General features: G+C 59.6%; 19 protein-coding genes and 1 pseudogene. 10 read left to right on the plus strand and 10 right to left on the minus strand.

The features are described from left to right. Window positions 1-29 precede the first annotated feature (29 nt). The 5 genes from IWX87_RS11665 (at window position 30) to IWX87_RS11685 (ending at window position 4880) form a co-directional block, all read left to right on the plus strand. Window positions 30-1106: a CAP domain-containing protein gene (locus IWX87_RS11665; protein WP_196863692.1), complete on the plus strand. Its 1077-nt coding sequence runs from the start codon at window positions 30-32 to the stop codon at window positions 1104-1106. A 660-nt stretch (window positions 1107-1766) separates the two neighbouring features. Beyond that, a complete protein-coding gene (locus IWX87_RS11670; RefSeq protein WP_196863792.1) occupies window positions 1767-2453 on the plus strand; it encodes a glycosyltransferase family 2 protein in 687 nt (228 codons plus the stop codon). Beyond that, complete coding sequence (locus IWX87_RS11675; protein ID WP_196863693.1) at window positions 2444-3514, plus strand: acyl-CoA dehydrogenase family protein; 1071 nt, start codon at window positions 2444-2446, stop codon at window positions 3512-3514. The genes IWX87_RS11670 and IWX87_RS11675 overlap by 10 nt, the downstream gene beginning before the upstream one ends. Next, window positions 3502-4278, plus strand: a complete 777-nt coding sequence (locus IWX87_RS11680; protein ID WP_196863694.1) for a PIG-L deacetylase family protein — start codon at window positions 3502-3504, stop codon at window positions 4276-4278. Before IWX87_RS11675 ends, IWX87_RS11680 begins: the two co-directional genes overlap by 13 nt. Beyond that, on the plus strand, window positions 4275-4880 hold the full coding sequence (locus IWX87_RS11685) for a class I SAM-dependent methyltransferase (protein WP_196863695.1): 606 nt from the start codon (window positions 4275-4277) through the stop codon (window positions 4878-4880). Before IWX87_RS11680 ends, IWX87_RS11685 begins: the two co-directional genes overlap by 4 nt. A 10-nt stretch (window positions 4881-4890) precedes the next feature. Here the strand turns inward: IWX87_RS11685 and IWX87_RS11690 are convergent, their stop codons facing one another. After that, window positions 4891-5061, minus strand: coding sequence for a hypothetical protein (locus IWX87_RS11690; protein WP_196863696.1), 171 nt, complete (start codon window positions 5059-5061; stop codon window positions 4891-4893). Between IWX87_RS11690 and maiA the strand changes: the two genes are divergently transcribed. Continuing rightward, the gene (maiA, locus tag IWX87_RS11695; protein WP_196863697.1) at window positions 5047-5688 is read left to right on the plus strand and encodes a maleylacetoacetate isomerase; all 642 of its coding nucleotides are present in this window, start codon (window positions 5047-5049) and stop codon (window positions 5686-5688) included. The genes IWX87_RS11690 and maiA overlap by 15 nt on opposite strands. Before the next feature lie 111 nt (window positions 5689-5799). Here maiA and clpB read toward each other — a convergent pair whose 3' ends face one another. The 8 genes from clpB to IWX87_RS11735 form a co-directional block, all read right to left on the minus strand. Beyond that, complete coding sequence (gene clpB, locus IWX87_RS11700) at window positions 5800-8403, minus strand: ATP-dependent chaperone ClpB (protein ID WP_196863698.1); 2604 nt, start codon at window positions 8401-8403, stop codon at window positions 5800-5802. A gap of 138 nt (window positions 8404-8541) precedes the next feature. Next, window positions 8542-9015 (minus strand): molybdopterin synthase catalytic subunit MoaE, encoded by a 474-nt coding sequence (gene moaE, locus IWX87_RS11705; protein ID WP_196863699.1) that lies wholly within the window; start codon window positions 9013-9015, stop codon window positions 8542-8544. A 5-nt stretch (window positions 9016-9020) separates the two neighbouring features. Further along, window positions 9021-9272 (minus strand): MoaD/ThiS family protein, encoded by a 252-nt coding sequence (locus IWX87_RS11710; RefSeq protein WP_196863700.1) that lies wholly within the window; start codon window positions 9270-9272, stop codon window positions 9021-9023. 14 nt (window positions 9273-9286) lie between these two features. Next, a complete protein-coding gene (glp, locus tag IWX87_RS11715) occupies window positions 9287-10546 on the minus strand; it encodes a gephyrin-like molybdotransferase Glp (RefSeq protein WP_196863701.1) in 1260 nt (419 codons plus the stop codon). A gap of 49 nt (window positions 10547-10595) precedes the next feature. Further along, window positions 10596-11132 carry a molybdopterin-guanine dinucleotide biosynthesis protein B gene (mobB, locus tag IWX87_RS11720; RefSeq protein WP_196863702.1) on the minus strand — a complete coding sequence of 179 codons (537 nt, stop codon included), beginning with the start codon at window positions 11130-11132 and terminating at the stop codon, window positions 10596-10598. Window positions 11133-11210: 78 nt separating this feature from the next. Further along, complete coding sequence (gene thrC / locus IWX87_RS11725) at window positions 11211-12638, minus strand: threonine synthase (protein ID WP_196863703.1); 1428 nt, start codon at window positions 12636-12638, stop codon at window positions 11211-11213. Further along, complete coding sequence (locus IWX87_RS11730; protein WP_196863793.1) at window positions 12638-13960, minus strand: homoserine dehydrogenase; 1323 nt, start codon at window positions 13958-13960, stop codon at window positions 12638-12640. Before IWX87_RS11730 ends, thrC begins: the two co-directional genes overlap by 1 nt. A 106-nt stretch (window positions 13961-14066) precedes the next feature. Next, window positions 14067-15290, minus strand: a complete 1224-nt coding sequence (locus tag IWX87_RS11735) for a pyridoxal phosphate-dependent aminotransferase (protein WP_196863704.1) — start codon at window positions 15288-15290, stop codon at window positions 14067-14069. 198 nt (window positions 15291-15488) lie between these two features. Here IWX87_RS11735 and IWX87_RS11740 point away from each other — a divergent pair, with 198 nt between their 5' ends. The 4 genes and pseudogenes from IWX87_RS11740 to IWX87_RS20055 all read left to right on the plus strand — a co-directional run. Then, a complete protein-coding gene (locus IWX87_RS11740; RefSeq protein WP_196863705.1) occupies window positions 15489-15881 on the plus strand; it encodes an Mth938-like domain-containing protein in 393 nt (130 codons plus the stop codon). Between the two features lie 129 nt (window positions 15882-16010). After that, on the plus strand, window positions 16011-16487 hold the full coding sequence (locus IWX87_RS11745) for a peroxiredoxin (RefSeq protein WP_196863706.1): 477 nt from the start codon (window positions 16011-16013) through the stop codon (window positions 16485-16487). Window positions 16488-16640: 153 nt separating this feature from the next. Further along, on the plus strand, window positions 16641-18326 hold the full coding sequence (locus IWX87_RS11750) for a PhoH family protein (protein WP_196863707.1): 1686 nt from the start codon (window positions 16641-16643) through the stop codon (window positions 18324-18326). Window positions 18327-18623: 297 nt separating this feature from the next. After that, window positions 18624-18955, plus strand: a pseudogene (locus tag IWX87_RS20055) (IS3 family transposase); the annotation flags it as partial. Window positions 18956-19072: 117 nt separating this feature from the next. On the opposite strand, the gene IWX87_RS11760 reads toward IWX87_RS20055, so the two are convergent. After that, window positions 19073-19843: a hypothetical protein gene (locus IWX87_RS11760; RefSeq protein WP_196863708.1), complete on the minus strand. Its 771-nt coding sequence runs from the start codon at window positions 19841-19843 to the stop codon at window positions 19073-19075. Between the last annotated feature and the right edge of the window lie 197 nt (window positions 19844-20040).

Raw genomic sequence — 20040 nt, forward strand, 5'->3', positions numbered from 1 at the left:
CGTCGTTGTTTGTTACTTATCCGGAATTTATGAATACACACTTTTTCAATTTCGGATCGCCATGCATCGCCACCTCTGCCCGGCTGGCGCCTGTGCTCGCACTGGCGGCATTGCTATCGGCCTGTGGGGGTGGCAGCGACGGCAATACAACATTGCCGCCACCCGCCGCGCAACCTGCGTCGCCCAATCCCTCCATCGTGTCCACGGTGGCCACGCCGACCAACTATCCGCCAAACAGCGAGGAGTTGTCGGCCTATCAGTTGCTTAATGCCGAGCGGGAGCGCTGCGGTTTCGGGCTGCTGGCGTCCAACATATCGCTCGACAGGGCAGCGCGCGCGCATGCCGACTACCTGATCATCAACAGCCTGAATTCGCACCTGGAAGACGCCAACCGGTTTCCGGAAGGCTTCACCGGCACCGACCCGGCCGCCCGCGTGCGGGCGCAGGGCTACACCGACCTGGGTGGCGTGACCGACGAATTCGCTTTTTTCACTTCCAGCAACGCATCGTTGCCCAAGCGCGGCATCGGCGTGCTGGGAATTCGCGCGCTGTTGAATGCGCCCTACCACCTCAACGGGCTGATGAGCGGCTACCGCGATGTCGGCGTGGCGGTGCGTTCCAGGGACGACACCGGCAAGGGCCAACCCGGTGTTTTTGTGCAGATCAACGCTGCCTACACCGCCAGCGCCGGCCAGCAAAGACTGGGCAGCAATGACGTGCAAACCTATCCCTGCGAAGGCACGGGCAGCGTGAACCCGCAGCTGAGCAATGAAACCCCCAATCCGGTACCAGGCCGCGACCTGCGCACGAAACCGCTGGGCTCTACCGTGTACATCGCGGTGCGGGAAGGAAATCGACTGGCCATTACCAGCGCAGCCATGTTCCGGGCGGCCACTGGCGAGGCCGTGGCATTGAGGGCTCCAATCACTTCAGCCAACGACCCGTACGGGCCATGCTTGACTGGCTGCTTCGGGCCACACCAGGCCTATGTCGTACCGGACGCGCCCTTGCTATCGGAAACGGGTTATACCGTGATGCTCAGTGGCACCAACAATGGCACGTCTTTCAGTCGAAATTTCACCTTTTCAACCGGCAGTGGCGGCTGAAGCCCCTGGCCTGCATTGCCATGGCAGGCATTGCCATAAAAACGACTTTTCAGGGAATACAGGCTTGGGCTGGAGGCTGTCCAAATTTGACTGCGCCTGAATTTCGGGTCTGGTCCCTATTCAAACGGACGAAATACCGGGTGCACAGCGGCCTCCAGGCAACAGACTGAAAAGCCCGGGTTTTCAATCTGCTGCTGGTTGACACACGGGCGAGCACAGCCACCGCTTTTAAGATTTCACTTGGCAGCATGACGCACTGTCAGGCACACCCGTGTTTGCTGATTTTCTAGCTCCAAAACCGCACTTGAATGTAATTCTTCATTGGCCAAGCCATTGACAGTTATTCAGTAGAACCGTCCTCACCCTGGCGGCAAGACCTACTCCGGCTAGCCCAAACCCTCAGCAGCTTCGTTGCAGGCGCTTACCGCCAGAAATGGTGGATTCTTACCTGCCCACACAAACCGGCACATTAGTCTTGAAGGCAATTTTCAACGTTCCCTGCTTTAGTTTTTATAAGTTTTTCTACCCGGACAACTTGATGATTCACCTTCTTGCCTCTGGCCTGGATGGAAAGCGGCTGCACCCGGCAGCCCGCATTCATCCGATTCATAACGATTTAATGTTCCATTGCAACGCCACGCTTGATCGTGCATGCCGGTCATGCTGGGCATAGTCATACCCGTTCACAACGAAGAGGCGTGGCTGACCAGTTGCTTGCAGGCTGTCGCTGCTGCGGCGGCGTCGCCCAAACTTCACAGCGAAATCGTGCATACCCTGGTCGTGCTCGACAGTTGCACCGATGGCAGCGCAAATATTGCCGCCGCCCATGGTGTTCAAACACTCCACGTGCAGGCGCGCAACGTTGGCATTGCCCGCGCAACTGGCGCACAACGCTGCCTGGACATGGGCGCGCGCTGGCTGGCATTCACCGACGCGGACACACTGGTTTCGCCCGATTGGCTGGCGGATCAACTTGAGCAGTGCAGCGATGCAGTTTGCGGCACGGTAGCCGTCAACGACTGGAGCGGGCATTCGCCGCAACTGGCGATGCATTTCAAGACCACTTACAACGATGCGCATGGTCACCGGCATATCCACGGGGCCAATCTGGGCGTCAGCGCCCAGGCTTACCGCGATGCAGGCGGCTTTCCGCCACTGGCCTGCAGCGAAGACGTGGCACTGGTGCATGCGCTGCAAGCCTGCGGCGCCCTGATTGCCTGGTCGGCCGCGCCACGCGTCGTGACCAGCGCCCGCAAAGATTTTCGCGCAGTTGGCGGATTTGGCGCCACTTTGCTCAACGTTTTTCCTGAATCCGGCTTGGGCGGCGAGGCGGCTGCATGCCTCTAAGCGACAGCCCTGAGCACGCTCTTTCCATCAGTGCGGCTGTGCCAGTTCCGTCGCATGAACTCGAGGTTGCCCAAAGTCTGCAAGAACTTGTGGCTACCGGCCTGGCCGACTTGCCTGCTCCAGGCAGCGGTCGCACGCTGGAGCGTTGGCAGGCGCTGGCACGGGTGGGTTCGCAGGACTTGTCGCTGGCCAAGTTGTTCGAGGGCCATACCGATGCGCTGGCCATCATGCGCGAACTGGGGGCACCACCAGTTCCGCCCGGTTCAAGCTGGGGCATGTGGGCCGCCGAGCCGCCCGATGCCAAGGTGGTTTTCCTGCCGATTGGCAACGACGCTGAAAAGTCAGACGCTGATGACGGCGCGCACGGCATCTGGCTTGAGGGCCGCAAGGCCTGGTGCTCCGGCGCCAGATCGGTCTCGCATGGCCTGCTCACCGTGTGGCGCAGCGACGGCAGCGGGCCGTTTCTGGCCAGCGTAGCCATGCGCCAGCCCGGCGTGGAGGTGTCCAAAGAAGTCTGGCCAGCCATTGGCATGGCGGCCAGCGCAAGCGTCGACGTGGTTTTTTCCTCCGCCCGCGCGCAACTGATTGGCCAGGCTGGCGCTTACCTGGAGCGCCCCGGTTTCTGGCACGGCGGCGCAGGCATTGCAGCCTGCTGGCTGGGCGGCGCGCATTCACTGGCGCATGCGCTGTGGCAAGCCACGTCGCAAGTCGGCCAAAGTGACAAACACCTGCTGCGCCATATCGCCCTGGGCAAAGTTGACCTGGCGCTCCAGCACACCGCTGCATTGCTGCGCGAGGCAGCGGCCTGGATTGACGCGCATCCTGCGGCCGACGCCAGCGCGCTGGCGTTGCGGGTGCGACTGAGTGCTGAAGCCAGCGCCGAACTAGTGCTGACGCAAACCGGCCGGGCGCTGGGCGCCTCCCCTTTTTGCAAGGATGCCCGCTTTGCACGCATGGCCTGCGACTTGCCGGTGTATCTGCGCCAAAGTCATGCTGAACGCGATTTTGCGGCCCTGGGCGAACGCGCTGCCGCGGCAGAACTACAGTCATGGGCGCTGTAGTGTTCGACCGCCAGATCGCAGGCGAAGGCACGCCTGAAATCCAATGGCAGGCGTGGTCCGGCCTGGGCCAGCTGCCCTTGGTGACACTGGACGACCTGGTGCCCCCGGCTTGCCGCGCCATGGTGCTTGCGCCGCATCCGGACGATGAAGTGATTGGCTTTGGCGGCCTGCTGTCGATGCTGGCTGCGCGCGGCAGCCCCGTTCTGGTGATTGCGCTGACCGACGGCGAAGCCAGCCATCCGGGCTCACGGCAGTGGCCGCCTGCGAAGCTGGCCGAGGCCCGCATCAGCGAAAGCCTGGCGGGTCTGCGCCAGCTGGGGCTGCCACCATGCAGCCAAAACCGCCTGGCATTGCCGGATGGCAAGCTGGCCGTTTCGGAGGATTTTCTGGCGCAGCGACTCGCCGAATTGCTCCAGCCCCGCGATGTGGTGTTTTCCACGTGGCAACTGGACGGCCATCCCGACCATGAAGCCGCTGGCCAGGTTGCCGCGCGGGTTTGCAGCCAAAGGGGCTGCCGCCATTGGCAGGCCCCGGTGTGGATGTGGCATTGGGCACGGCCTGGCGATACGCGTGTGCCGTGGCCACACCTGCGCCGGTTGGCATTGCCTGCCAACAGCTTGCGCAACAAAGCCTTGGCTCTAGCCGCCCACCGAACCCAATTGGTGCCGCAAGACACCGGCGCGCCTGCTGTGCTGCCCGGCTTTGCCTTGGCGCGAATGCAGCGTGGCTTTGAATACTTCATGCCAGTCGAGGCCACGTTGTGAACCCGGACAGAAAAGAATTCACCCAGCTGTTTGAGCGCGCAGACGATCCGTGGGGCTTCAAGACCCGCTGGTATGAGGCTCGCAAGCGCGACCTGACAGTGGCGAGCTTGCCGCGTCAGCGCTACCGGCGCGCTTACGAACCCGGTTGCGCCAACGGCGAACTGGCCGCTGCGCTGGCACCGCGCTGTGCTGAATTGCTGGTATCCGATGGCGTGCCGGCCGCGCTCGAACGCGCACGCCAGCGGCTGGAAGGCTCGGCGAATATCCGTTTTTTGCAGGGCTGGGTGCCTGACAACTGGCCAACGGGCAGTTTTGACCTGATCGTGTTCAGCGAGATCGGCTTTTACCTCGACCATGGACAACTGGCCAAACTGATTGACCAGATGAAAGCGGCACTGGAGCCTGACGGCACCTTGCTGGCCTGTCACTGGCGTCATCCCGTTGAAGGCTACGCGCTGAACGGTGACGACGTGCACCGCGCCTTGGCAGCGCAACTGGGCTGGCTCCGTCTGGCGCGGCACGAGGAAGCCGACTTTTTGTTGGAAGTGTGGTCGCCCGACCCGCGCTCGGTGGCGCAACTGGAAGGGTTTGTGGACAGTTAGGCACACCAAATCACCGGCTGCAGGCATTGCCCTTTTTGTAGAAGGCATGCATTTGAATGACGAGTCGTGGCTGGCGCAAAGCCAAGGCTGCAACATAATCCGGCCAGCGCTGCGCCGGACATGGCGCTTTCGCCTCAAACCACACCTTCATTTCACAGGAGCCTTCATGCTCATTCTTCATGGTTACTGGCTGTCACTGGCCGCCTACCGCGTGCGCGCAGCCCTCAAGCTCAAGGGCGTGGCCTTTGAAGAACGCATGCACGACCTGTCAGCGAGCCACCACAACCTGCCAGCGTTTCGCGCCCTGAATCCGGCCGGCGCAGTGCCTGCGCTCGAAGGGGGCACGCCCGAGCCGCTGACGCAAAGCCTGGCGATCCTGGAGTGGCTGGAAGAAACCTACCCCGCCACACCGCTGCTGCCGCCCGATGCAGCCGGGCGGGCGCGTGTCCGGTCAATGTTTTTATTGGCTGCAGCCGACACCCATCCTCTGGCAGTACCACGCGTGCAAAAGCGCCTGGCCGCGCAGTTTGGCGCTGACGCCGCAGCAGGCCGCGAATGGGCTGCGCACTGGTATCGCGAAGGTTTGAGCGCTTACGAAGGGCTGCTGCACGACGGCGCCACACGCTGCCACAACGAAACGCTCAGCCTGGCCGACCTGGCGCTGGCCAGCCACCTGATCGGTGCGGAACGCTTTGGAGTCGATGTGTCGGCGTTTCCCCGCGTGGCGGCTGTAGGAACATCGCTGTTTAAGTTGCCCGAGTTTGAATCGTCGCATCCACAGTATCAGGAAGGTGCCGTCGCGCCCTGAAAGTCAAGGCTCGAAAAGAGCCTGGCAGCTGCTAAATCTTATTAAAAACTGCCTCTGACGCCTGCAGGAAAAGCGCGAGCTGCTATTTATTAAATAGCAGCTCGCGCTTGTTCATAGTTCTGCCGCCGCCGCGAACTTGAAGACACCCGGCTCGTGGATCGGGTCCACATCCACAGGAATCGTGCTTTTGGGTGGAAAGCGGCCTTCAAGCAGCAGTTTGGACAGCGGGTTTTCAATCCGCTGCTGAATCGCACGCTTGAGCGGCCGGGCGCCAAACACCGGGTCAAACCCCACCTTGGCCAGTTCGGCAATCGCCGCTTCCGACACCTCCAGCGTCAGGTCCATCTTTTCAAGCCGCGCCATCAGCACCTTGAGCTGGATGCGGGCAATCGATTCGATGTTGCTGGCGTCGAGCGCGTGGAACACCACCGTCTCGTCAATCCGGTTCAGGAACTCGGGCCGAAAATAGTTTTTCAACTCGTCCGTCACCGCGTCCTTGATCTCTTCATACGGCTGGCCGACCATCGACTGGATGATGGGCGAACCGATGTTGCTGGTCATGACGATCACCGTGTTCTTGAAGTCCACCGTGCGCCCTTGGCCATCGGTCAGCCGGCCATCGTCCAGCACCTGCAGCAAAACGTTGAACACGTCCGGATGCGCTTTTTCCACCTCGTCGAGCAGCAGCACACTGTAGGGCTTGCGGCGCACCGCCTCGGTCAGGTGGCCTCCTTCCTCGTAACCGACATAGCCCGGCGGCGCGCCGATCAGGCGGGCGACCGAATGCTTTTCCATGAACTCGCTCATGTCGACCCGGATCAGGTGGTCTTCGCTGTCGAACAAAAAGCCGGCCAGCGCCTTGCACAATTCGGTCTTGCCGACGCCCGTGGGGCCGAGGAATAGAAAACTGCCGGTGGGGCGGTTCGGGTCCGACAGGCCCGAGCGCGAGCGGCGAATGGCGTTGGCGACGGCACCGATGGCTTCTTCCTGACCGACGACGCGCTCATGCAGCTTGTCTTCCATCTGCAGCAGCTTGTCTTTTTCGCCCTGCATCATCTTGGCGACCGGAATCCCGGTGGCGCGGCTGACGACCTCGGCAATTTCCTCGGCGCCCACCTGGGTGCGCAAGAGCCGGGGCTTGTTGTCGACACTCTTGTTTTCTTCGGTATCCTGCGCCTGTTTCAGGCGTTTTTTCAATTCGGGCAGCTTGCCGTATTGCAGTTCGGCCACCTTGTTGAAGTCGCCCTTGCGGGTGAATTCATCAATCTGGGTGTTGATGCTGTCGATTTCCTCCATCACGTCCTTGGAGCCGAGTGCCTGGGCTTTCTCGGCCTGCCAGATTTCGTCCATGTCGGAAATTTCTTTTTGCAGCTTTTCAATTTCCTCCTCGATCAGGCCAAAGCGCTTTTGCGAGGCTTCATCCTTTTCGCGGCGAACCGCTTCGCGCTCGATCTGCAGCTGGATCAGCCGGCGGTCCAGCCGGTCCATGACTTCGGGCTTGGAATCAATCTCGATCTTGACCTTGGCGGCAGCCTCGTCAATCAGGTCAATCGCCTTGTCGGGCAAGAACCGGTCGGTGATGTAGCGGTGGCTCAGCTCGGCCGCCGCAACGATGGCCGGATCGGTGATCTGCACCCCGTGGTGGGTTTCGTACTTTTCCTGCAGGCCGCGCAGGATGGCAATGGTGGCTTCCACGGTCGGCTCGCCCACCAGGATTTTCTGGAAACGGCGTTCCAGCGCAGCGTCTTTTTCAATGTACTTGCGGTATTCATCGAGCGTGGTGGCGCCGACGCAGTGCAACTCGCCGCGCGCCAGCGCGGGTTTGAGCATATTGCCCGCGTCCATCGCGCCCTCGCCCTTGCCGGCGCCGACCATGGTATGCAACTCATCAATGAAAACAATGGTCTGACCTTCGTCCTTGGCCAGCTCGCTGAGCACGGTTTTCAGTCGCTCCTCAAACTCGCCGCGAAACTTGGCACCCGCCAGCAACGCAGCCATGTCGAGCGACAGCACGCGCTTGCCCTTGAGCGAATCGGGCACCTCGCCCGCCACGATGCGCTGTGCCAGGCCTTCGACAATGGCGGTCTTGCCGACGCCGGGCTCACCGATCAGCACCGGGTTGTTCTTGGTGCGGCGCTGCAGCACCTGAATGGCGCGGCGAATCTCGTCATCGCGGCCAATCACCGGGTCGAGCTTGCCCATCCGGGCGCGCTCGGTCAGGTCCATGCAGTATTTCTTCAGGGCTTCGCGCTGGCCTTCGGCGTCCGCGCTGTTGACGTTCTGCCCGCCGCGCACCGCGTCAATCGCCGCTTCAAGCGCCTTGCGGGTCAGGCCGTTTTCGCGGGCGATCTTTCCTGCGTCGGCCTTGCTGTCGGTCAGGGCCAGCAAAAAGAGCTCTCCGGCAATGAACTGGTCGTTGCGCTTGATGGACTCCTTTTCGGTCGCCTGCAGGAGCCGGGCCAGTTCCTGGCCAACCTGGACCTGATCCTGACCCTGCACCTGCGGCAGCTTCTTGACGGCAGCGTCGGCAGCCTGCATCAGGCCTTTGACATTGACGCCGGCCCGCTCCAGCAAAGCGCGCGGCCCGTCGTCCTGGCGCAGCATGGCAGCCAGCAGGTGGGCGGGCTCGATGTAGTTGTTGTCGTTGGTCAAGGCCAGGGTCTGGGCTTCGCTGAGCGCTTCCTGGAACTTGGTGGTGAGTTTGTCTTGTCGCATGAAATCTCCGATAGAACTTTAAAAGGTCTGACCCGGCGAATCTTGGGGCTTTTGCGCAGCTTTGCAAGCCGCCGTGGTGCCGTCAGGCTATCGGCATGACGGGAAGTTTGACAAAGGTCAAGCTTGGGCGCTGCAGGCTCAGGCGTTGGTCGCGCCGATGCCCCACTTGGCCAGTGCCGCATCGTCGCTGACACGGGCATCGACCCAACGCGCGCCTTCGGGCGTCTGCTCTTTTTTCCAGAACGGCGCCTGGGTTTTCAGGTAATCCATCAAAAACTCGCAGGCCTTGAAACTCTCGCCCCGGTGCGCCGACGTGACGGCAACCATCACCACCTGATCAAGCGGCTGCAACAGGCCGATCCGGTGAATGATGCGGGCGGAAAAAATATCGAAACGGCTGACGGCTTCGTCAATCATCGCCTCAATGGCTTTTTCGGTCATGCCGGGGTAGTGCTCCAACTCCATGGAACTGACATTCAGGCCGTCGTTGCGGTCGCGCACCGTGCCGGTAAAAGTGCAGACGGCGCCAACGCGCGTGTCATTTTTACGCAGCGCGTCGACCTCGTCGGTCAGATTGAAGTCGTCGGTTTGGACTGTGACGCGGGCTGCCATGCTGCTCAGCCTCCAGTGACCGGTGGGAAAAAAGCAATTTCGCAGCCGTCGGTCAGCAGCGCAGCTTCGCCCGCCATGACCTGGTTCAGGGCCATGCGAACCGCTGTGCCGCGCGCCAGGCTCGCGGCATGCGCCGGGCTGGCGGCCAGCAGTTCGTCGCGCAGGCCGGCCAGCGTCAGGGCGGACGTCTGGCGTGTCTCGCTGCCCTGCCCGATGGCTTCGCGGATCGATGCAAAGTACCTGATGGTAACGTTCATGGGTCAACAGTCCTTCAAGACAGCAATGCTGAAAACGGGATGAAGCGCACCGTGTCGCCGTGCGCAATGGTCTGGCCGGCGGGGTTGTCCACCAGCCCGTCGCCCCAGACCGCCGAGGTCAAGACGCCAGAACTCTGGTTGTCGAACAGGTCCAGCCCGCCTGCCGGATTCAGCCTGACACGCAGGAATTCACGCCGTTTATCGGCTTTTGGCCAATCGAAATGGGCGTGTATCGCGATGGATTCAGGCGTAATTTCAGTCGCTCCCTGCAGCTTCAGGATAAAGGGCCGCACCAGCAACAAAAAGGTCACAAAGCTCGACACCGGGTTGCCCGGCAATCCGATGAAATGGGCGGCGTCAATCTTTCCGTAGGCAAACGGCTTGCCGGGCTTAATGGCGATCTGCCACAGGTTGAGGGTTCCCAGCGCCTGCACGGCAGGCTTGATGTGGTCTTCCTCGCCAACCGACACGCCGCCACTCGTCAGGATCAGGTCATGCTTCAAGCTGGCGCCTTGCAACGCGCCAATGGTCGCGTCGAGCCGGTCGGGCACGATGCCCAGGTCGGTCACGGTGCAGCCCAGCCGCAGCAGCAAGGCTTTCAGGAAAAAGCGGTTGGAGTTGTAGATTGCGCCGGGCTTCATGTCGGCAGGTGCCACATCGCCGGGCATGACCAGTTCGTCACCGGTGGAAAACAGCGCCACCCGCACACGCGGTGCGACCTGCAACCGGTCAAAGCCAATGCTGGCCGCCAGTCCGAGCGACGCCGGTGAAAGGCGTGTTCCATGCCCCAGCACAACAGCACCGGCAGCCACATCTTCGCCACGGCGCCGAATCCACTGGCCGGGCCGGGGCTGCGCGGCGATGCGGATGACGCCCTCCACAGCATGGCAGTCTTCCTGCATCACCACCGCATCGGCACCCGGCGGCACCGGCGCGCCGGTAAAGATTCGCGCAACGCTTGCCAGCGCCAGCGCATGCCCGTTGCTGCCAGCCGGTATACGCTGGCTGACGGGCAGCGGCGTTTCAGCACCCAGCCAGTCAGCGCAGCGCACTGCGTAGCCGTCCATCGAGCTGTTGTCGTGTGCCGGCACATCCAGGGCGGACACCAGGTCTTGCGCCAGAACGCGGCCATCAGCCTCGAAGGTCGAGACGCTTTCGGCGGGCGCCAGCGGCGCGGCGAAGCCCACCAGTTCATCCAGCGCCAAATCGAGCGGCTTCATGGGCGGACGCTCGGGCCGTGCAGGCGCCTGCGGGGATGAGGGAACTGAAGGCATGGCGGGTATCCGGAACGGTGAAAACGATGGAAACAGATGAAAGAGCTGCTCAGGCTGGCCGGTCTTCAAACGAATAGTCAAAGCGGTTTTGATTGTTGACCAGAAAATCAGCCACGGCTTCGGCATCGTTCAAATCCAGCACCGGACGCAAGGTTGCCGTGGGTAACTGGCCGGGGGAATCGGTGGCAATGGCCACCACGTAATCGTCATCGGCGTAGCGCGTCGGCTTGCCGGACGAAGCCCGCCACACCTCGATCTTGGTCAAATCGCTGTGCTTGAAGCCTTCGACCAGCACCCAGTCCACGCCTTCGTACAACTCGGCAATCAGCTGGTGCACGGTGAGTTCGGCGGGCTGCTCGAACTCGCGGATCAGCGCCAACCGGTTTTGCGAAGCCACGACCACCTCAAAGGCACCTGCCTGCCGGTGGCGAAAGGTGTCCTTGCCGGGGTGGTCGATGTCAAACTTGTGGTGCGCATGCTTGACGACAGACACCCGCAGGCCGCGCAGCTTGAGCACGGGAATCAGCTTTTCAACCAGGGTGGTCTTGCCAGAACCCGAGTAGCCGGCAAATCCGACAACTTTCATCAGGCAAGCTCCCTACAATTTAGATTGCTATTAAAAAAATAGCTGCTTGCGCCCGCTGAATATGCGCAAACTGCCGATTTAATGCACATTTTCAGCAATGTACTGCTTGATCGCCGTTGCGTCGGCCGGCAGCAGCTTGACCCGCTTGGGCAGCGCTTCAATCCCTTCGAAGCCCGCAGGCCGCACCGGCGGCTGGCCCAGCGCCTCTTCAATCGTGGCGGCAAACTTGATTGGCAAGGCGGTTTCCAGCACGATCATCGGAATGCCGGGCTGCAGATGCTCACGCGCCACCTTCACGCCGTCGGCGGTGTGGGTGTCGATCATGGTGTCAAAGCGCTTCCATGTGTCCCGAATCGTTGCCAGCCGGTCAGCATGCGTGCTTTTGCCACTGACAAAACCGTAACGTCCGGCCGCCATGGCAAACGCCGGGTCGGCGCCCAGCTCGAAACTGCCCTGGCTGGCAATCTGGTCATGAAACAGGGAACGCACCCGGCCACCGTCACGGCCAAGCAGGTCGAACACAAAGCGCTCGAAGTTCGACGCCTTGGAAATGTCCATCGACGGGCTGGAGGTTTCATGCGTGTCGGCACTGGTCCGAACGCGGTAGATGCCGGTGCGAAAAAACTCGTCGAGCACATCGTTCTCATTGGTGGCGACCACCAGTTTGTCAATTGGCAGGCCCATGCTGCGCGCCACATGGCCGGCGCAGACATTGCCGAAATTGCCGGACGGCACGGCGAAGCTGACTTTTTCAGCGTTCGATTTGGTGGCTTGGAAGTAACCGGCGAAGTAATACACCACCTGCGCCATCAGCCGTGCCCAGTTGATCGAGTTGACCGTACCAATCTTGTACTGTCGCTTGAACGCCAGGTCGTTTGACACGGCTTTAACGATGTCCTGGCAATCGTCGAACACGCCGTCGATGGCAATGTTGTGGATATTCTCGTCCTGCAGACTGAACATTTGCGCTTGCTGGAACGGGCTCATGCGGCCGTTGGGCGACGTCATGAAGACGCGAACGCCCTTCTTGCCGCGCATGGCGTATTCGGCCGCGCTGCCGGTGTCGCCGCTGGTGGCGCCCAGAATGTTCAGTTCTTCGCCGCGCCGGGCCAGTTCATATTCGAACAGGTTGCCCAGCAGTTGCATGGCCATGTCCTTGAAGGCCAGCGTCGGGCCGTTGGACAGCGCTTCGAGGTACAGGCCGGCACCCAGGGGACGAAGCGGCACGATTTCCTTGCTGCCAAAGACTTTTTCTGTGTAGGTCTTGATGCAAATCGCCTTCAGGTCAGCGGCGGGAATGTCGTCGATGTACAGCGACAGCACCTCGAACGCCAGTTCGGCGTAGCTCAGGCCGCGCCACTTGGCAAGCGTGGCGCCATCGACCTGAGGATAGTATTCGGGCAAATAGAGCCCGCCGTCGGGCGCCAGGCCTTCGAGCAGGATTTCGCAAAAGCGCTTGCGTTCGAGGGGGTTGCTAGATGAGGCGCGCGTGGAGATGTAATGCATCAGGCCAGTTCCTCCTTGCGGATGCGGACAATGGACGCCAGCACGGTGGGCAGCGCCTGCATTTGCACCATGGCTTTGTTCATTTTGGCTTCAACGCAGTCGTGCGTCAGGATGATCAGGTCGGTCTGGGTCGAACCTTCGCCACCCACTTCGTCGGCTTCGCGCTGCAATACCGCGTCGATGCTGATGCCGAATGAGGCCAGGATGCCGGTGACATTGGCCAGCACGCCGGCTTCGTCGGCCACGTTCAGGCGCAGGTAGTAGCTGGTGACGATTTCGGACATCGGCACGATAGCCAGATCACTCATTTCGTCGGGCTGGAACGCCAGGTGCGGCACGCGGTGCTCAGGGTCGGCGGTGTGCAGCCGCGCAATGTCAACCAGGTCAGCAATCACCGCGCTGGCGGTCGGCTCGCTGCCAGCGCCCTTGCCGTAGTACAGCGTAGTGCCGACGGCATCGCCATTCACCACAACGGCGTTCATCGCGCCTTCAACATTGGCCAGCAGGCGTTTGGCCGGAATCAGGCTCGGGTGAACACGCAACTCGATGCCACCCGATACGCGCTTGGTGATGCCCAGCAGCTTGATGCGGTAGCCGAGCTGCTCGGCGTAGCGGATGTCCTGCGGCGCCAGGCTCGTGATGCCCTCGACATAGGCTTTGTCAAACTGCACCGGAATGCCAAAGGCAATGGCGCTCATCAACGTCGCCTTGTGCGCGGCGTCCACGCCTTCGATGTCAAAGGTCGGGTCGGCTTCGGCATAACCCAGGCGCTGCGCTTCCTTGAGCACCACACCGAAGTCCAGGCCCTTGTCGCGCATTTCTGACAGGATGAAGTTGGTCGTGCCGTTGATGATGCCGGCAATCCACTGGATCGAGTTGGCCGTCAGGCCTTCGCGCAGCGCCTTGATGATCGGGATACCGCCGGCGACTGCCGCCTCGAAAGCCACCATCACACCCTTGCGGTGTGCTGCGGCAAAAATCTCGGTGCCATGCACGGCCAGCAGCGCCTTATTGGCAGTCACGACGTGCTTGCCCGACTCAATGGCTTCAAGCACCAGCGCCTTGGCAATGCCGTAGCCACCAATGAGTTCGATCACGATGTCGATGTCAGGGCTGGCCACCACCTTGCGTGCATCGTTCACCACCAGCACGCCGTCGCCGACCAATGCTTGGGCACGCGCCACGTCCAGGTCGGCGACCATGGTGATCTGGATGCCTCGTCCGGCACGGCGGCGAATTTCTTCCTGGTTGCGCTGAAGCACATTGAAAGTTCCGCTGCCCACGGTTCCAATACCCAGAAGGCCTACCCGGATGGGGCTCAGATTCGTCGTCGTTTTTAGGTTCACCTGGTGTCCTGCATGTCTTGGTTGGGCAAACTGGCCGTTGAAAGGGCGCAGCGGGAAATAGGAAAAAGGGGGAAAAGGAAACTCAGATCAGCTTGTTGCGGTATTTTTCAAGAAACTGGGCAATGCGTTTGATTGCTTCGCGCAGATCTTCCTCGTGCGGCAGAAAAACAATTCGGAAGTGGTCGGGCGCGGCCCAGTTGAAACCGGTGCCCTGCACCAGCATGACCTTGGTTTCCTTGAGCAGCTCAAGGAAAAACTGCCGATCGTCGGTAATCGGATAGACCTCTGGATCAAGCTTGGGAAACATGTACAACGCGGCGCTGGGCTTGACGCAACTCACGCCCGGAATGGCGGTGATCAGCTCGTACGCCAGGTCGCGCTGGCGCCGCAGCCGGCCGCCCGGGCAGGTCAGGTCATTGATGCTCTGGTAGCCGCCCAGCGCCGTCTGGATCGCCCACTGGCCCGGCACGTTGGAGCACAGTTTCATGTTGGCCAGCATGTTCAGGCCCTCGATGTAATCGAGTGCCCTTTTCTTGGCGCCGGACACGACCAGCCAGCCTGCGCGGTAGCCGCAGGAGCGGTAACTCTTGGACAAGGAATTGAAGGTCAGCGTCAACACGTCGGATGACAGGCTGGCCAGCGCGGTGTGCCGGACGTCGTCGTACAGCACTTTGTCATACACCTCGTCGGCCAGAATCACCAGGTCGTGTTCGCGAGCGATCTCGACAATACTTTTAAGCAATGCGTCCGAATACAGCGCGCCGGTGGGGTTGTTGGGGTTGATGACGACAATGCCCTTGGTCCGGGGCGTGATCTTGGCACGGATGTCTTCGAGGCTGGGCATCCAGCCATTGCTTTCGTCGCACATGTAATGCACCGGCGTACCACCGGCCAGGCTCACGGAAGCGGTCCACAGCGGATAGTCGGGCGAAGGCAGCAGCAACTCGTCGCCGTTGTCGAGCAAGGCGTTGGTGGCCATCGAGATCAATTCGCTGGCACCGTTGCCAAGGTAAATGTCCTCCAGCGTCACGCCCTTGATGCCCTGCTTTTGCGTCTCATGCATCACCGCCTTGCGCGCTGCAAAAATGCCCTTGCTGTCAGAGTAGCCCGCTGACGCGGGCAGGTTGCGGATCATGTCCTGCTGAACTTCTTCTGGCGCATCGAAACCGAACACTGCGAGATTGCCGATGTTGAGCTTGATCAGCTTTTGGCCCTCTTCTTCCATCTGCTTGGCCGCGTCCATGATCGGTCCACGGATGTCGTAAAGCACGTTGGCCAGTTTTGCAGACTTGGTGATCGGTTTCATGTCGCTTCTGATGAAAGGTTGGGCAAGGCCGCTTCGCCCATGCGATGCGCCGAAAGAGAAAACCGGTGCAGCCACCTGAGTTTTGGACGGAATCTATAATTTGACCACATAAAACGCTGATTTTTACCTTCCACTCAGCCGCTTGGCGGCAGTGGCCGACCCAGCCGTTCAGGCAAATGCCACAACCTTCAATACCGTATGAAACTTCAACCAGATCGTCTTGATGTCCAGTCCATTCTTGCCTATGGCGCCGGATGGGTCGGCCTGGGCAACAACGGCGTTGCTGAAAAAATCGATTACAGCATCGTGATCGGCTCACGTGGAGAAAAACTGCCGTGGAAATGCCAAAGCTTTGAGCAACTGACTGCAGAGCACTTTGCGATGCTCGCAGACATGAAGCCGGAACTGGTGATTTTTGGCAGCGGTTCAAGACTGCGGTTTCCACCCCCGGCCTTTTTGCGTGGCCTGATGGAGCACCGGATCGGCCTGGAAACCATGGACACGCTGGCAGCCTGCCGCACCTACAACATCCTGGCAGGTGAAGGGCGTCATGTGGTTGCAGCCCTTTTGATAGATCCCGATACAGTCTGAGGGACAGACGAAGCCCCAATCAGAGTAAAATATAGGGTTGCACTTGGCACCGCACCCAGTGAAGGATATCTGTCTTCACTGGCAAAAGCCGCGGCTAATTACAACTACTTTCGTCAGGGTACCCTTAGTATGGCAGTCGTCGTCAATAAACTTCTTCCCGAATTTGAAGCACTCGCCACCGGCGGCCTCAAAGTTTCAAACCAAACGCACCTGGGCAAAGTGGTCGTGCTGTTTTTCTACCCGAAAGATAACACGCCGGGCTGCACCACCGAAGCGATGCAGTTTCGTGACCATCACAAGGATTTCCTCAAGGCCGGCGCCACTGTTTTTGGCGTCTCGCGCGACAACATGAAATCCCATGATGAGTTCAAGTCCAAGCTGGAACTTCCGTTTGAACTGATCGCCGACACTGAAGAAAAAATGTGCCATATGTTTGGCGTGGTCAAAAACAAGATCATGTACGGCAAAAAGGTCAAGGGTATCGAGCGCAGCACTTTTCTGGTGGGCGCGGACGGACTGTTGAAAGAAGAGTGGCGCGGCCTGAAAGTTCCTGGCCATGTCGAAGAAGTGCTCAAGGCTGTCAAAGGCCTCAAGAAAGAGGCCTGAAACATGTTTAGCGCGTGTTGCGATGGCGGTCATTTGAGTTGTGCATAATGACTTCATGCAATTGACCCCAGCAACCGCATTCAAAAAAAGCCGCCCCGGCCCCGAGGCGGCTTTTTTTATTTCTGAAACTTCATGTAAAGAGTTTTAAGCACCATGCCCATGCCACCCGCTCCTACCAAACGTGCTGCCTTGCTTTCACCAGATGTGCTCAATGCGCCGGCGCGCGCGTTGGCTAAAGTACCGAGAAAATCTTCCAAGCCAGTTGAGTTAACGAGTCAGCCTGCAGCCATGCGGTTGATGGACAGCCTTGATGTCACAGAACGCGAACAACCCATTGTGTATGCAGAAAAAAAGACTGCTCCTGCAATGGATGTGCGGGTGATCAGCTCTAAAAAAGAGAGCGTGCCACGTGTCCTGGCCGCTTTCAGGCCTAAAAAGACCCAACCGTCGGCCCAGCCGAAGCTCTTCGTACTTGATACGAATGTCCTGATGCACGACCCAATGTGTCTGTTCCGTTTCGAAGAACACGATATTTTCCTGCCGATGATCGTGCTGGAAGAACTTGACGGGCACAAAAAAGGCATGACAGAAGTGGCCCGCAATGCGCGTCAAACCAGCCGTACGCTCGATGGTTTGGCCGGAGCGAAAGGAGCTGACATCGGCAAGGGTCTGAAGCTGAACACCACCGGCCATTCTGAAGCCAATGGCTGCCTGTTTTTCCAGACCAAAGTGCTTGACTACACTTTACCGATGAGCCTGCCTCAGGGCAAGGCAGACAATCAGATCCTGGGCGTGGTTGAGGCTCTGCGCAAGGAGTATGCACCGCGCGAAGTTGTGCTTGTCTCCAAGGACATCAACATGCGCGTCAAGGCGCGTGCCTTGGGTCTCAATACCGACGACTATCAGAACGACAAGGTTCTTGAAGACGGCGACTTGCTGTATGCAGGTTCGCTGGCGCTGCCGCCCGACTTCTGGACGCGACAGAGCAAAACCATCGAAAGCTGGCAGCAAGGCATTCACACGTTCTACCGCATCGGCGGTCCGATCGTGCCGAGTCTGATGATCAACCAGTTCGTGTTTTTCGAATCTCCTGGCGAACCACCGCTGTATGCCAGGGTCACTGAAATCCAGGGAAAAACAGCGGTACTGAAAACCCTGAAGGATTTCACTCACCTGAAAAATTCGGTCTGGGGCGTCACCATGCGCAACCGCGAACAAAATTTTGCCATGAACCTGCTAATGGACCCAGAAGTGGACTTTGTCACTTTGGCAGGTACAGCAGGCACCGGCAAGACGCTGATGGCTTTGGCCAGCGGGTTGACGCAAGTGCTTGATGACAGGCGTTATACCGAAATCATCATGACCCGCGCGACAGTATCGGTTGGCGAAGACATCGGCTTCCTTCCCGGTACCGAAGAAGAAAAAATGGGGCCCTGGATGGGCGCGCTGGACGACAACCTGGAAGTTCTTGGCAAGACCGACGGTGGCGCAGGTGAATGGGGCCGCGCTGCTACAAACGAGCTGATCCGCTCGCGCATCAAGGTCAAGAGCATGAACTTCATGCGCGGCCGGACCTTTATGAACAAATACGTCATCATTGACGAAGCGCAGAATCTGACGCCCAAGCAGATGAAAACACTCATAACCCGCGCCGGGCCTGGCACCAAGATCGTCTGCATGGGCAATCTGGCGCAAATCGACACGCCTTATCTGACGGAAGGATCTTCTGGCATGACATTTGCCGTTGACCGTTTCAAGGGCTGGCCCCATGGCGGGCACATTACGCTTGCACGTGGAGAGCGGTCGCGTCTAGCCGATTTCGCCAGTGAAGTACTTTGATCATGTTTATCCAAAATTCCTGTGCGCCGCCGCGGGTTTTCAGGAGGCTTGTATCTCTGACAGGATTGAGCCATGAAGAAGTCAAACAAGTTTTTTCCTGCGTTGAGCGAACCCTCAGTACGCATGGTGCATGAACACCTGGGCGAGTTCCCTTCGCGGCGGTGAGCCATTGATTCCATCGCCCCGAAGATCGGCTGCGTGCCGCAGACACTGAACGAATGGTTCAAGCGCGACGAAGTCGATACTGGGGCCAGGGCCGGCACCACAAAGCCGAACGCGAAAGCGTGAAGGCTACCGGATGCGCTGGAGCAGGCGCTGTACACAAGACAGCCCGAGCGTGATGGCACACTGAATCACCACTCGGAAAGGGAGTCGCCATACACGGACATCGGCTACAGCCAGAGACCGGCCGAGGCCGGGATTACCCTCTCGGTGGGCAGCAAGGGCGACAGCTACGACAACGCCCTGGCCGAGACGATCAACAGCCCGTACTAGTCCGAGCTGATTCATCGCCGTGCACCTGGGGAAATCGCAGAATCGGTGGGGCTGGCAACCCTGGAATGGGTGGCCTGTTTCAACCATCACCGATCGCTTGGGCCTGTCGGGTATGCCCGCCTGCAGAAACTTAGGCGAAATACTGTCGGCAACTCGCCAGTCAGGCTTCCATAGCTGAAGCCTGATTTAAATCAACAGGCTTCTACAAAACCCGGGGCGGTTCAACATTGGGCTTGCTTGGTTTTAGGCTTTTAAAGAACTGACGTCTGCGCGATGGCAAAGCGAAGGGTAACTTGTCGACCCTGACGGTACAAACCGACATGCTCTGCCAGCGCTAACGCCTGAACATCGGCCCACACCAGTTTTCGGTAACCATCGTCATAACGATCCAGATGACCGTCTTCAATTAAATCGGCTTGCAAAATGACCGTGACTTCTGACCCACTGGCCTGGGCATGGATCGTCACGGTGGCAGGATCGTCAATGGTGTCGGTCAATTCAAACAAAGCAGCGCTCAGCACCATGCGCAAGGAATCGCGCATGACTTTATATGGCAGGTCTTCAACCTCATTGACAAGCCGGAAACCACAAAAATGCAGCATGGTGGCCATCAGACCGACGCATTCAAGCACGCCCGATTCGACATCGGTCACGACGCCCGGCTCAGGTGCCAGCCAGGTGCCCATGTCCATGCACTCATCTAGCGCCGCCTTGGCAAAAGCATTGATCTTTTCGGCCTCTTCACGAACCGACTGCAAATCGGGCTGGGCTGCCGAGAGCTTGTGGTGCATGACCCCGTAAATCAGACCAATGGGCTGCAGCGGCCGAACCATATGGTGGCGCAAGCAAGGCGCCAGACGCCTGAGGACCGCATAGCGGGCGGACTCGACCTGCTGGGCTGTCACTTCAGCGGGCAAGCCTGAAGCAATTGAGGCCTGAGGCGGTTTCTGAATGGTCATTGGTGCTGCTCTCCAGGAAAAATGAGTTGGCTTTCTTGTGTGGGGCTTTTTAAGCCAACCCAAGGCATCGCGTTAAAAGCAGGGGCTGCAAGAGGCAAGTTTTCTGAAAAATCAGCTGAACTGTTTGTACCAAAAAAAATACGCTTAAGTACCTTCAAAAATCTGAATTTGTAACGAGCGGCTGCTGATCCGGTGTTTTGCTCACATCGGTTCAAGTCGCAAACCATCCACCAGCGTACGACCATCTCTAGCGGCATGAA

The sequence above is a fragment of the Polaromonas sp. CG_9.7 genome (assembly GCF_015752205.1).
Taxonomy (GTDB): Bacteria; Pseudomonadota; Gammaproteobacteria; order Burkholderiales; family Burkholderiaceae_C; genus Polaromonas.